This window comes from Streptomyces sp. NPDC005805, assembly GCF_040630445.1.
Lineage (GTDB): Bacteria > Actinomycetota > Actinomycetes > Streptomycetales > Streptomycetaceae > Streptomyces.
On the sequence record NZ_JBEXXN010000068.1, the window covers coordinates 19,984 to 32,894 of the forward strand.

Below are 12,911 nucleotides of genomic sequence, written 5' to 3' on the forward strand. Positions count from 1 at the left end.
GCTCAGCCCCGGCGCACTCCGCACAGGTGCAGCAGCCCGGCCACCCGCCGGTACGGGTCCGTGCGCCCGGCCCGCTCCTCGGCCGCGAGCAGCCGCTCCAGCTCCCCGGCCGGCGGCACGGCGGTGTCCCCGCCCGCGCCGTCGGTGAAGACCCGCACCCCGTACCAGGCGTGCAGGGGCGCGTTGCCGCCCTCCAGGGTGGCCGTCAGCGCCTCCAGCCGGTCCGCCCGTACGGTCGCGCCCACCTCGTTGGTGTACGTGTCCGAGGTGAACGCGGACTGCGCGCCCGCCCAGTCCCCGGCGAGGCCCGGGCGCATCGCGAGCGCGTCCCCGTTGCGCACCAGCAGGGACAGCAGCCCGCCGGGCGCCAGCATCCGGGCCAGCCCCGCGAGCAGGGCGTCGGGCTCGGCGACGTACATCAGGACGCCGTGGCAGAGGACCACGTCGAAGCTGCCCGGCAGGAAGTGGACGCCCGTGTCCCGTCCGTCCCCCTCGACCAGCCGGACCCGCTCCCGGATGCCCTCCGGTTCACCGGCCAGCGCCTCCCGGGCGGCCGCCAGCAGCGCCGCGTCGGACTCCAGACCGGTGACGGTGTGCCCGGCGCGGGCCAGGCGCAGGGCCTGCACGCCCCGGCCCGTACCGACGTCCAGCACCCGCAGGCGCCGGCCGACGGGGTAGCGCCCCGCGATCTGCTCCTCCAGCTGCCGGGCGACCAGCTCCTGCCGGACGACGGTCCGCAGACCGTCCGCCGCCGCGGCCGGGCCGCTGTCCGGGCCCCCGGGCATGCCGCCCGGACCCTCCGGCTCACCGCCGGACGCCCCCGTGATCCCCGAGGGCTGCAAGGACTGGGTGCTCAGGGCCGCTCTCCGCGCTTGACCTGCGGCTTCGGCAGACGCAGCCGGCGCATCTGGAGCGTGCGCATCAGGCCGTACGCGACGGCGCCGCGCTTCGGCTCGTTCGGGAAGCGCTCCCTGAGCTGCTTCTTCAGGCGGATCGACAGACCGATCGAGTCGACGACGATCATCGCGATCACACCGAGCCACAGCAGCAGCGCGATGTTCTGGAGCTGCGGGACCCGGATCATGCTGAGCACGAGGATCACGACCGCGAGCGGCAGGAAGAACTCGGCGATGCAGAAGCGGGAGTCGACGAAGTCCCGGACGAAGCGGCGCACCGGACCCTTGTCGCGGGCGGGCAGATAGCGCTCGTCACCGCCGGCGAGCGCCTCGCGCTGCTTGGCGAGGTCCGCGCGGCGGGCCTCCCGCTGGCGGCGCATGGCGGCCTTGCGGTCCAGCGGAGCGCTGTTCGCCCGGGCGCGGCGCTGGCCCTGGGCCTCGCTGCGCTTCGGTGTCGGGCGGCCCTTGGGGGCCTCGGGGTCTCGGGGCTGCTTGGAGAGGTCCGCCGTCACCTTGTCGGTGGGGGCCTTCTCGTCCTTGGCACGGCTACGGAACACAAAACCCAAGGGTACGGGGTGCCGGGCATGGACCCCACGCCGGTGGGGAACGATCCGGCAACGGCACGCGTCCGTACAGTACGGAACCACCACACAGCGGACGCATCGCGGCGGATCCCTGAGGGCCTTCTACTCCCTGGGCCCGATGGCGGCCGTTCGCAGTCGTCCTTGGGGAGGAGCGCATCCGCGCTCGAACAGTGCGGTAATGGATGCAGGGCCCGTACTGTGGGTTCTGAGTGCTGAAGACGAGTCCGTCAGAAGGGGGCGCGCGAAGCCCATGAGCGGTGTCATGAAGCGTATGGGGATGATCTTCCGCGCGAAGGCGAACAAGGCCCTGGACCGGGCCGAGGACCCTCGCGAGACCCTCGATTACTCCTACCAGAAGCAGCTGGAGCTGCTGCAGAAGGTGCGCCGGGGCGTGGCGGACGTCGCCACCTCGCGCAAGCGCCTCGAACTCCAGCTCAACCAGCTCCAGGGCCAGTCCTCGAAGCTGGAGGACCAGGGCCGCAAGGCGCTGGCGCTCGGCCGCGAGGACCTGGCGCGGGAGGCCCTCTCCCGCCGTGCCGCCCTCCAGCAGCAGGTCACGGACCTGGAGACGCAGCACCAGACCCTCCAGGGCGAGGAGGAGAAGCTGACGCTCGCCGCACAGCGCCTCCAGGCCAAGGTCGACGCCTTCCGCACCAAGAAGGAGACGATCAAGGCCACCTACACGGCGGCGCAGGCGCAGACCCGCATCGCCGAGTCCTTCTCCGGCATCTCGGAGGAGATGAGCGACGTCGGCGTCGCGATCCAGCGGGCCGAGGACAAGACCGCGCAGCTCCAGGCGCGGGCCGGCGCGATCGACGAACTCCTCGCCTCCGGCGCCCTGGACGACCAGTCCGGGCTGGCCAAGGACGACATCCAGGCCGAGCTGGACCGCCTCTCCGGCGGCACCGACGTGGAGCTGGAGCTCCAGCGGATGAAGGCGGAGCTGGCCGGGGGCCCGAGCTCCCAGCAGGCCATCGAGGGCGGTGCCGGCGGGCAGGACGCCTCGTCCCAGCAGCAGGGCACCCCGAAGTTCGACAAGCAGTGAGCGCCCGGCCCGGGCCCGCCCCGGGCCGGTCCCGGCAGCCCCTCGGCAGTGAGGACTCGTCATGATCGTGCGGATCATGGGGGAGGGCCAGGTGGACGTGGCGGACAGCCACTTCCCCCAGCTCGACAAACTCGACGACGACCTGCTCGCGGAGATGGAGAGCGGTGACGGACCCGGCTTCCGCCGGACCCTGCACGCACTGCTCGCCCAGGTCCGCGAGCTGGGCACACCGCTTCCGGACGACTCCCTGGAGCCGTCCGAGCTGATCCTCCCGGCGCCGGACGCCACCCTGGAGGAGGTCCGCGAACTCCTCGGCGAGGACGGCCTCATCCCCGGCGCCTGACCCGAACGGCAGGCCCCGCCCGCCGCCCCCCACGGCACTCCGCGGCCGGGGCCCGGTGCCCGTGACACCGTCCGGGCCCGGGCCCCGGCCGCGTAACGTTGCCCCTCGTGACCGCACTCGCCGACCGACTCGTCCGCGCCAAGCGCTGGCTGCGCGCGCACCCGACGGCCTTCGACGCCGGGCTCGCCCTCGGTGTCCTCCTCTGCATGGTCACCGCCTCCTTCGCCGACGCGCACGGCCCGCACGGGCCCACCTTCGGCACCCGCGCCCCCGACCCGCGCAGCGTCCTGCTGATGGCGGCCGCCGCCTGCGCCCTCGTGCTCCGCCGCCGCGCCCCCATGCGCGTCCTCGTGGTCACCGCCGCCCTCGCGGTGGCCGAACTCGTCGCGGGCGACCCGGCCGCCCCCGTCGCCATGGCCGCCGTCATCGCCCTGTTCACCGTCGCGGCCCGCACCGACCGGCCCACCACCTGGCGGGTCGGGCTGCTCACCATGGCCGCCCTGACCGGCGCGGCCATGTGCTTCGGCTCGCTCCCCTGGTACGCCCAGGAGAACCTGGGCCTCTTCGCGTGGACGGGCATGGCGGCCGCCGCCGGTGACGCGGTGCGCAGCCGGCGCGCCTTCGTGGACGCGATCCGGGAGCGCGCCGAGCGGGCGGAACGCACCCGCGAGGAGGAGGCCGGGCGCCGGGTCGCCGAGGAGCGGCTGCGGATCGCCCGCGATCTGCACGATGTCGTCGCCCACCACATCGCCCTGGTCAATGTGCAGGCGGGGGTGGCGGCCCATGTCATGGACAAGCGGCCCGACCAGGCCAAGGAGGCCCTCGCCCATGTCCGGGAGGCCAGCCGGTCGGCCCTGGACGAACTGCGGGCGACCGTGGGGTTGCTGCGCCAGTCCGGCGACCCGGAGGCCCCCACCGAGCCCGCCCCGGGGCTGGGCGTGCTCAGCGGACTGGTGGATTCCTTCCGCAACGCGGGCCTGCCCGTCGAGGTGGCGCGGGCGGACGAGGGCACGACGCCGCCCGCGGCCGTGGACCTGGCCGCGTACCGGATCATCCAGGAGTCGCTGACCAATGTGCGCAAGCACGCCGGGCCGGGCGCCCGGGCCGAGGTCAGCGTGGTGCCCGTGGGCCGCACCCTGGAGGTCACCGTCCTCGACAACGGCACCGCCCGGGCGGACCGGGTCCCGGCGCCCGCCGGGGGCGGCGGCCACGGGCTGATCGGTATGCGGGAGCGGGTCACCGCCCTCGGCGGCTCGCTGACGGCGGGACCCCGCTTCGGCGGCGGCTTCCGGGTGCAGGCGATACTGCCGCTGACGGCGGGCGCCGAACCCGTACCGGCCGCCCCCGCCGGAACCGCCGTGCGGACCACCACGGAGGACGCGTGACGATCAGGGTGCTGCTCGCCGACGACCAGACGCTGCTGCGCAGCGCCTTCCGGGTGCTGGTCGACTCGGAGCCGGACATGGAGGTGGTCGGCGAGGCGGCCGACGGCGCGCAGGCCGTCGCCCTGACCCGCTCCGAGCGGGCCGACGTGGTCCTGATGGACATCCGGATGCCCGGTACCGACGGCCTGGCCGCCACCCGCATGATCAGCGCCGACCCCGGCCTCGCCCATGTGCGGGTGGTCATGCTGACGACCTTCGAGGTCGACGAGTACGTCGTCCAGTCGCTGCGCGCCGGGGCCTCCGGCTTCCTCGGCAAGGGCGCCGAGCCCGAGGAACTGCTGAACGCCATCCGGATCGCCGCCGGCGGCGAGGCCCTGCTCTCCCCGGCCGCGACCAAGGGCCTGATCGCCCGCTTCCTCGCCCAGGGCGGCGGCACGGACCGGGGCGAGCCCGCGGAGCGCTCCGAGCGGCTGGCCGCCCTCACCGGCCGCGAGCGCGAGGTCCTGGTCCTGGTCGCGGGGGGCCACTCCAACGACGGGATCGCCGAGCGGCTGGAGGTCAGCCCGCTCACCGTGAAGACCCACGTCAACCGGGCCATGGCCAAGCTCGGCGCCCGCGACCGGGCCCAACTGGTGGTCACCGCGTACGAGTCCGGACTGGTGCGCCCCCGGGTGGACTGACCCCGGCGGCGCACCCGGGCCGCGTTACGGCAGCACCGGGCCCCCGCGACCCGGACGGTCGCGGGGGCCCGGTGGCGGGGGCCGGTGCGGGGAACCGTTACGGCAGAGCCAGCATCCGCTCCAGCGCCAGCTTCGCGAAGCTCTCCGTCTCCTTGTCGACCTCGATGCGGTTGACGAGGGTGCCCTCCGCGAGGGACTCCAGGGTCCACACCAGGTGCGGGAGGTCGATGCGGTTCATCGTCGAGCAGAAGCAGACCGTCTTGTCGAGGAAGACGATCTCCTTGCCCTCGGGCGCGAAACGATTCGCCAGGCGCCGTACGAGGTTCAGCTCCGTGCCGATCGCCCACTTCGAGCCGGCCGGCGCGGCCTCCAGCGCCTTGATGATGTACTCCGTGGAGCCCACGTAGTCCGCCGCCGCGACCACCTCGTGCTTGCACTCCGGGTGGACCAGGACGTTGACGCCGGGGATGCGCTCGCGGACGTCGTTCACCGAGTCCAGCGAGAAGCGGCCGTGCACCGAGCAGTGCCCGCGCCACAGGATCATCTTCGCCGCGCGGAGCTGCTCGGTGGTCAGACCGCCGCCCGGCTTGTGCGGGTTGTAGACGACGCAGTCGTCCAGCGACATGCCCATGTCCCGGACCGCGGTGTTCCGCCCCAGGTGCTGGTCCGGCAGGAAGAGGACCTTCTCGCCCTGCTCGAACGCCCAGTCCAGCGCCCGCTCGGCGTTGGAGGAGGTGCAGATCAGGCCGCCGTGCTTGCCGGTGAACGCCTTGATGTCGGCCGAGGAGTTCATGTACGAGACGGGGACGACCTGCTCGGCGATCCCCGCCTCGCTCAGCACGTCCCAGCACTCGGCGACCTGCTCCGCCGTGGCCATGTCGGCCATCGAGCAGCCCGCCGCCAGGTCCGGCAGCACGACCTTCTGGTCGTCGGAGGTCAGGATGTCCGCCGACTCGGCCATGAAGTGGACGCCGCAGAAGACGATGTACTCGGCCTCCGGCCGCGCCGCCGCGTCCCGGGCCAGCTTGAAGGAGTCGCCCGTGACGTCCGCGAACTGGATGACCTCGTCGCGCTGGTAGTGGTGGCCGAGGACGAAGACCTTGTTCCCGAGCTTCTCCTTGGCCGCCCGGGCGCGCTCCACCAGGTCCGGGTCGGAGGGGGAGGGCAGGTCGCCGGGGCACTCGACACCGCGCTCGCTGCGGGGATCGGCCTCGCGGCCGAGCAGCAGGAGAGCGAGCGGCGTCGGCTGGACGTCGAGCTCGGGACCGATATGGGCGGTGGTCACGACACGCACCCTTTCTTCGTCTGGCAGAAGGCTTCTCGTCTATTTGACGCTATCTATCATAACCGCTTCACGTCACTTTGACGATGGCCATCGCGTCGATGTGACGCACCGCCCCTGGACACGGCGGTGCCGTGCGCGCGGCCGGTGTGCGAGCATGAAAAGAGAAATGACGCCCCCGGCCCCGGAATGAATCCGCGGCCTCGCCGGTTGCAACCGTCGGCAAGCAGTCTCCGTACAACCCGGGAGAGAAGCAGATGTCCGTATCGGACGAGAAGACCACAGTCAGCGACGGCATCCTCCTGTCCGACGCCGCCGCGGCCAAGGTCAAGGCCCTGCTCGACCAGGAAGGCCGCGACGACCTGGCGCTGCGCGTCGCCGTTCAGCCCGGCGGCTGCTCCGGCCTGCGTTACCAGCTCTTCTTCGACGAGCGCTCGCTCGACGGGGACGTGGTGAAGGACTTCGGCGGCGTCAAGGTCGTCACCGACCGGATGAGCGCCCCGTACCTGGGCGGCGCCTCCATCGACTTCGTCGACACCATCGAGAAGCAGGGCTTCACCATCGACAACCCGAACGCGACGGGCTCCTGCGCCTGCGGCGACTCCTTCAGTTAGGAGGTGTCCGGCGGATCAGGGCCGGACCCCTCCTGGCCGCGCGCCGGGACGCCGGACGACACGCGCACGAAGGGCGGCGACCCCCTCGGGGGTCGCCGCCCTTCCGTGTTCTTCGCGGGCTACGGGAGCTTGCGCAGCGTCTCGCCGCTCGTCCCGTCCAGCACCGTGCGGTCGCCCAGCGGCTTGTCCAGCGTCACCTTCACCGTGGACTCCTTCGCCAGCGCGATGCACACCCGGCCGGGGTCCGGGTCGGCCACCGTGATCACGACCTTCACCGTCTCCGGGCCCTCGGTGGCGCGCGCCGTGTAGGTGTCGCAGGTCCCGCCCCAGAAGTGCACCGTCAGGGTCCGGCCGTCCGCCTCGTACGCGGTGCCCGGGACCGGCGGGACCTCGCCCGGCTCGGCCGGCGGGGTCACGTCCTTCCCCGGCGGCCGGGTCCCCTCGATGTACTCCGGCTCCACCGCGGTCCGGGTGACGGTGAACGGCTCGCCGCCCTGCCCCTCGCCCCGCACCTGGAACAGCCAGGCGGGCACCAGCGCCTGCGCGCCGTCGACCGACTGCGCGGCCAGCCCGAACACGGCCTTCTCGATCACCATCGGCTCCGTCGCGGAGGCGCCCGGCGCGGGCGGCGCGGGCTTCTCCGGGGCGCTCTCGCAGGGCGCGTCCGGCTTCGGCTCGGCGGGCTTCGGCGCGTCCGGCTTCGGCTCCGCGCCGCTGCCGCCCGGCTCGTCACGGTGCGGCACGGGGGAGGCGCAGCCGCCGATGCCCACACCGCCGCCCCGGCCGTCCTCGTTCAGCGCGGCCACCGCCTCGGCGGCGGAGAGAACGGGGTAGCTGTGCCCGCGCACCGGCTCCTTGAGGTGGCCGCTGCCGCCGACCACCTGGCCGTCGGCCCCCACCTGGATGCCGGTGGACCAGCCGTACGTGGGCAGGCCGCCGACGACCGGGTCCGCGTTCACCACGCGCACCGCGCCCATCAACTGCCCCGCGCGCAGCCGGGCACCGTCCTGGCCGGCCGCCTCCAGCACGGGGGCGGCCGCCTTCTTCGCCGCCGCCTCGCTCACCGCGGAGCCGGGGTCTGCGTCGGGGCGGCCGGGGTCCGCGGGGCAGGAGGGGCCCTTCTTGCAGTCGTCACCGCCCGGCGACGGGCCGAAGCGGGCGAAGGTCCAGGTGCCGGGCGCGTTCCTGCGGACCTCCAGCAGCGGGCCTTGGCCGTCCTTCTCGGTGCCGGCCTTCCACACCTCCCCGACCAGCCGGGGAGTGCCGTCGACGCCGAGGGCCTTCGCCAGCCGGGCGACCTCGGCCTCGCTCACCGTCCCTGACGCCCGGTGCACGGCCGCGCGCTCGGGGCCGTCCGGGAGCTTCCCCTTCGCCCGGTAGGTGTCGCCGCCGTTCGGGTCCGGCTCGCCGGGGGCGATCCCGCCCGCGCCGCCGCCCGGCCCGGTCCCCTCCGCTGCTCCGTCGAGGGCCAGCAGCGGGGCGGGTTCCGCGGCGGGGGAGCCGTCCCGCGTACCGGAGGCCCCGCCGGAACCACCGGTCCCGGCGGCGAGATACGCGGCCCCGCCGCCCGCGACCAGCACCGCCGCCGCCACCGAGGCGACGACGAGCGGGGAACGCCGGCGGCGGGTGCTGTCCTGCGTCTTCTCCGTGCTGCTCACCGCATCGCTCCTCGTGTCCTGCGCGTCCCGCCTCCCGTCGAGGTGGACGACACGGATGAGACGGAACAGGGGAGCGGGCGGTTCCCCCCGGGGGTGCCGGGCGCGGTCAGTCGCCAGAGGCCGGGCGCGGTCAGTCGCCGTAGACCGACATCGCCCCGACCAGCTTCGCCGAGGCCGGCGGCACGACCACACCGTGGATCGAGGAGAACGGCACCGGCGCGGGCGCGTCCGCCGCGGGCACCACCCAGTGCGGGGCCATGCGGGCGCAGTCGCCGCGGAGCTGGGCCAGGCTCATCTCGGACTCGAGCGATTCGGAGGACCGGTGCGCGATGATCTGCTTCGTCATGCACGCACCGTATGCACGGTGCGGTGACGTAAAAAAGCCCTACTATCGGGTAGTTTCCGCGTCCGGGGCCCGTACCGGACCGGGTAGCGTGGAGCGTCACTGCCCGCCCCGCCACAGGAGCGCCTCACCGTGCGTATCGCAGTCACCGGCTCCATCGCCACCGACCACCTCATGACGTTCCCCGGACGCTTCGCCGACCAACTGGTCGCCGATCAACTGCACACGGTCTCCCTCTCGTTCCTCGTCGACACCCTGGACGTGCGCCGGGGCGGGGTCGGGGCGAACATCTGCTTCGGCATGGGCCAGCTCGGCACCGGCCCGATCCTGGTCGGCGCCGCCGGCTCGGACTTCGACGAGTACCGCGCCTGGCTCGACCGCAACGGCGTCGACACCGCCTCCGTCCGCATCTCCGAGGTCCTGCACACCGCCCGGTTCGTCTGCACCACCGACGCCGACCACAACCAGATCGGCTCCTTCTACACCGGCGCGATGAGCGAGGCCCGGCAGATCGAGCTCAAGTCGGTCGCCGACCGCGTCGGCGGCCTCGACCTCGTCCTGATCGGCGCCGACGACCCCGAGGCGATGCTCCGCCACACCGAGGAGTGCCGCAGCCGGGGCATCCCGTTCGCCGCCGACTTCTCCCAGCAGATCGCCCGGATGTCCGGCGACGAGATCCGCATACTGCTGGACGGCGCCGCGTACCTGTTCTCCAACGAGTACGAGAAGGGCCTCATCGAGTCCAAGACCGGCTGGAGCGACGAGGAGATCCTCGGCCGGGTCGGCCACCGGGTCACCACCCTCGGCTCCCGGGGCGTGCGCATCGAGTCGGCCGGCGAGTCCCCGATCGAGGTCGGCTGCCCCGAGGAGGAGGCCAAGGCCGACCCCACCGGTGTCGGCGACGCCTTCCGCGCGGGCTTCCTGTCCGGCCTCTCCTGGGGCGTCGGCCACGAGCGGGCCGCGCAGGTCGGCTGCATGCTGGCGACCCTGGTGATCGAGACGGTCGGCACCCAGGAGTACACCCTGCGCCGCGCCAACTTCATGGAGCGCTTCACCAAGGCGTACGGCGACGAGGCCGCCGCCGAGGTCCACGACCACCTGGTCTGACCCACCTGCCCGGGGGCGGGCCCGTCGGCGCGGGCCCGCCCTCAGACCAGCCGGCGCACCGTGTAGGCCGTGCCGCGCTCGGCCGCCCGCTCGCCCGCGTACTCCTGGCCGCGCATCCCGCACCAGGCCGGGATGTCGAGGCGCGCGGCCTCGTCGTCGGAGAGGACGGTGACGGTGCCGCCCACCGGGACCTCGCCGATCACCTTCGCCAGCTCGATCACCGGGATCGGACACCGCTTCCCGAGCGCGTCCACCACCAGCGCCGGCTCCTTCTCGGCCTCCGCCGGGGCGCCCGCCGAGACGGGCCCGCCCCCCGCCGGCGCCCCCAGCCGTTCGCGCACCGAGGCGACCACCCCCGGCAGCACCTCCAGGAACCGGTCCACGTCCGCCTCCGCCGTCCCCGGCGGCAGCGACACCCGTACGTTCCCCTCCGACAGGACGCCCATCGCGCGCAGCACATGGCTCGGCGTCAGGGTGCTGCTGGTGCAGGACGAACCGGATGATACGGAGAAACCGGACCGGTCCAGCTCGTGCAGCAGGGTCTCCCCGTCGACATAGAGACAGGAGAAGGTGACGATGTGCGGCAGCCGCCGCACCGGATCGCCCACCACCTCCACATCCGGCACCAGTTCCGGCACCCGCGTCCGGATCCGGTCCACCAGGGCGCGCAGCCGGGCCCCCTCCGCCGCCGCCTCCGCGCGGACCGCCCGCAGCGAGGCGGCCGCCGCCACCACCGCCGGGACGTTCTCGAAGCCCGGCGCCCGGCCCGACTCCCGCTCGTCCGCGGGCCCCTGGGGAGCGAACCGGACCCCCTTGCGCACCGCGAGCAGCCCCACCCCCGGCGGCCCGCCCCACTTGTGCGCGCTCGCCGCCAGCAGCGACCAGCCCTCCGGCACCGGCCCCCAGGCCAGCGACTGCGCCGCGTCCACCAGCAGCGGCACCCCCGCCGCCCGGCACGCCTCCGCCACCTCGGCGACCGGCTGCTCGGTGCCCGTCTCATGGTTGGCGGACTGGAGGCAGGCCAGTGCCGTGTCCGGGGCCAGCGCCCCGGCGAAGTCCCCGGCGGCGACCGCGCCCGCCCGGCCGACCCCCACCTCGGTCACCGGATGCCCGGCCGCCTCCCAGGCCGCCGCCGAGTGCAGCACCGCCGAGTGCTCGACGGCCGACACCACCAGCCGGTCCCCGACACGCCGACGCCCCGCGAGCGCTCCCGAGATGCCCGCGTGCAGTGCGCGTGTCCCCGAAGGAGTGAAGACCAGCTCGTCGGGACGGCACCCCACGGCCTCCGCCGCGGCCTCCCGGGCCGCGTCCAGGAGCAGCCGGGCCCGCCGCCCCTCCCGGTAGAGGCGGGCCGGGTCGGCCCAGCCCTCGTCGAGTGCCGCCTGAAGGGCCTGACGTGCGACGGGATGAAGGGGGGCGGAGGACGCGGCATCGAAGTAGGGCACCCCGACACGCTAGCGCCGTCCTCCGGGGCGGGGCCCGCGAGGCAGGAGAGAGGGCGTCAGATGGGGTCCGGAGCGGGGCATTCCACCCCTTCGGGGTGTCGGACGGCGCGTTGGGCACCCTCCCCGCGCGACCCCAAATAGCGTCCAGTAGGGTTTGGTCCGCATAAACATCCAAACCCCTGCCCGCGTCAGGGCCGGCGACCGACCAGCGAGACGGCCGCAGCCCGGCCGCGCGGGCCGAGACTCTCGGGAAGGCGCTACGTGAGTCCCAACGGCTCCGACCTCCCCCACGGCCCGCAGGGCGTGGGAGGCACCCCCATGCCGCGGCGCCCGAAGCGGCGGAAGCTGCCACAGGTGCTGACTGCGGGCCTGATCCTGGCCACCGCCTCCGGTTGCGAATACAACTGGGAGGATTTCCCCCGCCTGGGCATGCCCACTCCGGTGACGGAGGAGGCCCCCATCATCCTCTCCCTCTGGCAGGGCTCGTGGGCGGCCGCGCTCGCCACGGGTGTGCTGGTGTGGGGTCTGATCCTGTGGAGTGTCTTCTTCCACCGGCGCAGCCGCACCAAGGTGGAGGTCCCTCCGCAGACCCGGTACAACATGCCCATCGAGGCGCTGTACACCGTGGTCCCGATCATCATCGTCTCGGTGTTCTTCTACTTCACCGCGCGTGACGAGTCGAAGCTCCTCGCCCTCTCGGACAAGCCCGCCCACACCATCAACGTGGTCGGCTACCAGTGGAGCTGGGGCTTCAACTACATCGAGGACGTGGACGGCGACGCCACGAGCGGCAGCGAGATCCCGGTGGAACTCGACGCCATCCCGGACAAGTTCCAGAAGCAGTTCCCCGCGGGCGCCGAGGGCGTCTACGACGCCGGTATCCCCGGCACGCGGAACCCGCAGACGGGCAACCCCGGGCCGACGCTCTGGCTGCCGAAGGGCGAGAAGGTCCGGTTCGTCCTGACCTCCCGTGACGTCATCCACTCCTTCTGGGTGGTCCCCTTCCTCTTCAAGCAGGACGTCATCCCCGGCCACACCAACGTGTTCGAGGTGACGCCGAAGGACGAGGGCACCTTCCTGGGCAAGTGCGCCGAGCTCTGCGGCGTCGACCACTCCCGGATGCTCTTCAACGTCAAGGTCGTCTCCCCGGAGCGCTACCAGCAGCACCTGAAGGAGCTGGCCGAGAAGGGGCAGACCGGCTACATCCCGTCCGGCATCGAGCAGACGGACCCGGCCAGGAACGCGGAGAAGAACCAACTGTGAGCATCCTCAACGAACCCCAGGGTGCCGCCGAAGCAGCTGAGGACTCTTACGAGAACGAGCTGCCCCCGCGGCGCAAGCAGGCCGGCAGCGTCGTGGTGAAGTGGCTGACGACCACCGACCACAAGACGATCGGCACGCTCTACCTCGTCACGTCGTTCGTGTTCTTCTGCATCGGCGGTCTGATGGCGCTCGTGATGCGCGCCGAGCTGGCCCGTCCGGGTACGCAGATCATGTCGAACGAGCAGTTCAACCAGGCGTTCACGATG

At 73.2% G+C, this 12,911-nt stretch carries 14 protein-coding genes; 8 read left to right on the forward strand and 6 right to left on the reverse strand.

The window, feature by feature from the left end:
* Positions 1–2: 2 nt before the first annotated feature.
* Together ABZ457_RS27200 and ABZ457_RS27205 are read right to left on the reverse strand one after the other, a co-directional pair.
* On the reverse strand, positions 3–785 hold the full coding sequence (locus ABZ457_RS27200) for a methyltransferase domain-containing protein (protein ID WP_359162453.1): 783 nt from the start codon (positions 783–785) through the stop codon (positions 3–5).
* Between the two features lie 68 nt (positions 786–853).
* Complete coding sequence (locus ABZ457_RS27205) at positions 854–1,453, reverse strand: DUF3043 domain-containing protein (protein WP_359162456.1); 600 nt, start codon at positions 1,451–1,453, stop codon at positions 854–856.
* Between the two features lie 277 nt (positions 1,454–1,730).
* Between ABZ457_RS27205 and ABZ457_RS27210 the strand changes: the two genes are divergently transcribed.
* The 4 genes from ABZ457_RS27210 (at position 1,731) to ABZ457_RS27225 (ending at position 4,933) form a co-directional block, all read left to right on the forward strand.
* Positions 1,731–2,525, forward strand: coding sequence for a PspA/IM30 family protein (locus ABZ457_RS27210; protein WP_359162459.1), 795 nt, complete (start codon positions 1,731–1,733; stop codon positions 2,523–2,525).
* A gap of 61 nt (positions 2,526–2,586) precedes the next feature.
* Positions 2,587–2,868 (forward strand): hypothetical protein, encoded by a 282-nt coding sequence (locus tag ABZ457_RS27215; RefSeq protein WP_359162462.1) that lies wholly within the window; start codon positions 2,587–2,589, stop codon positions 2,866–2,868.
* A gap of 107 nt (positions 2,869–2,975) precedes the next feature.
* Entirely contained in the window at positions 2,976–4,253 is a 1,278-nt protein-coding gene (locus ABZ457_RS27220) for a histidine kinase (RefSeq protein WP_359162465.1), read from the forward strand.
* Entirely contained in the window at positions 4,250–4,933 is a 684-nt protein-coding gene (locus ABZ457_RS27225) for a response regulator transcription factor (protein WP_359162467.1), read from the forward strand. The genes ABZ457_RS27220 and ABZ457_RS27225 overlap by 4 nt, the downstream gene beginning before the upstream one ends.
* Positions 4,934–5,030: 97 nt before the next feature.
* Here ABZ457_RS27225 and nadA read toward each other — a convergent pair whose 3' ends face one another.
* Positions 5,031–6,218 (reverse strand): quinolinate synthase NadA, encoded by a 1,188-nt coding sequence (gene nadA / locus ABZ457_RS27230; protein ID WP_359162470.1) that lies wholly within the window; start codon positions 6,216–6,218, stop codon positions 5,031–5,033.
* Positions 6,219–6,472: 254 nt separating this feature from the next.
* Between nadA and ABZ457_RS27235 the strand changes: the two genes are divergently transcribed.
* Positions 6,473–6,829, forward strand: a complete 357-nt coding sequence (locus ABZ457_RS27235; protein WP_019885637.1) for an iron-sulfur cluster assembly accessory protein — start codon at positions 6,473–6,475, stop codon at positions 6,827–6,829.
* 119 nt (positions 6,830–6,948) lie between these two features.
* Here the strand turns inward: ABZ457_RS27235 and ABZ457_RS27240 are convergent, their stop codons facing one another.
* Complete coding sequence (locus ABZ457_RS27240; RefSeq protein ID WP_359162473.1) at positions 6,949–8,487, reverse strand: hypothetical protein; 1,539 nt, start codon at positions 8,485–8,487, stop codon at positions 6,949–6,951.
* A gap of 130 nt (positions 8,488–8,617) precedes the next feature.
* Positions 8,618–8,833 carry a hypothetical protein gene (locus ABZ457_RS27245; protein ID WP_359162476.1) on the reverse strand — a complete coding sequence of 72 codons (216 nt, stop codon included), beginning with the start codon at positions 8,831–8,833 and terminating at the stop codon, positions 8,618–8,620.
* A 129-nt stretch (positions 8,834–8,962) separates the two neighbouring features.
* Between ABZ457_RS27245 and ABZ457_RS27250 the strand changes: the two genes are divergently transcribed.
* A complete protein-coding gene (locus ABZ457_RS27250) occupies positions 8,963–9,937 on the forward strand; it encodes a carbohydrate kinase family protein (protein ID WP_359162479.1) in 975 nt (324 codons plus the stop codon).
* Positions 9,938–9,978: 41 nt separating this feature from the next.
* Here the strand turns inward: ABZ457_RS27250 and ABZ457_RS27255 are convergent, their stop codons facing one another.
* Positions 9,979–11,382, reverse strand: a complete 1,404-nt coding sequence (locus ABZ457_RS27255) for an aminotransferase class V-fold PLP-dependent enzyme (RefSeq protein WP_359162482.1) — start codon at positions 11,380–11,382, stop codon at positions 9,979–9,981.
* A gap of 318 nt (positions 11,383–11,700) precedes the next feature.
* Between ABZ457_RS27255 and coxB the strand changes: the two genes are divergently transcribed.
* Both coxB and ABZ457_RS27265 read left to right on the forward strand, forming a co-directional pair.
* The gene (coxB, locus tag ABZ457_RS27260) at positions 11,701–12,645 is read left to right on the forward strand and encodes a cytochrome c oxidase subunit II (RefSeq protein ID WP_359162485.1); all 945 of its coding nucleotides are present in this window, start codon (positions 11,701–11,703) and stop codon (positions 12,643–12,645) included.
* A partial coding sequence (locus ABZ457_RS27265) for a cbb3-type cytochrome c oxidase subunit I (protein WP_359162488.1) occupies positions 12,642–12,911 on the forward strand: 270 nt, incomplete at its 3' end. The genes coxB and ABZ457_RS27265, both read left to right, overlap by 4 nt.

What these genes read in the sequence shown, in the direction of transcription:
- ABZ457_RS27200 (WP_359162453.1), bottom strand. Translation starts at nt 785, where the DNA reads ATGCCCGGGGGCCCGGACAGCGGCCCGGCCGCGGCGGCGGACGGTCTG.
- ABZ457_RS27210 (WP_359162459.1), top strand. Translation starts at nt 1,731, where the DNA reads ATGAGCGGTGTCATGAAGCGTATGGGGATGATCTTCCGCGCGAAGGCG.
- ABZ457_RS27215 (WP_359162462.1), top strand. Translation starts at nt 2,587, where the DNA reads ATGATCGTGCGGATCATGGGGGAGGGCCAGGTGGACGTGGCGGACAGC.
- ABZ457_RS27235 (WP_019885637.1), top strand. Translation starts at nt 6,473, where the DNA reads ATGTCCGTATCGGACGAGAAGACCACAGTCAGCGACGGCATCCTCCTG.
- ABZ457_RS27245 (WP_359162476.1), bottom strand. Translation starts at nt 8,833, where the DNA reads ATGACGAAGCAGATCATCGCGCACCGGTCCTCCGAATCGCTCGAGTCC.
- coxB (WP_359162485.1), top strand. Translation starts at nt 11,701, where the DNA reads ATGCCGCGGCGCCCGAAGCGGCGGAAGCTGCCACAGGTGCTGACTGCG.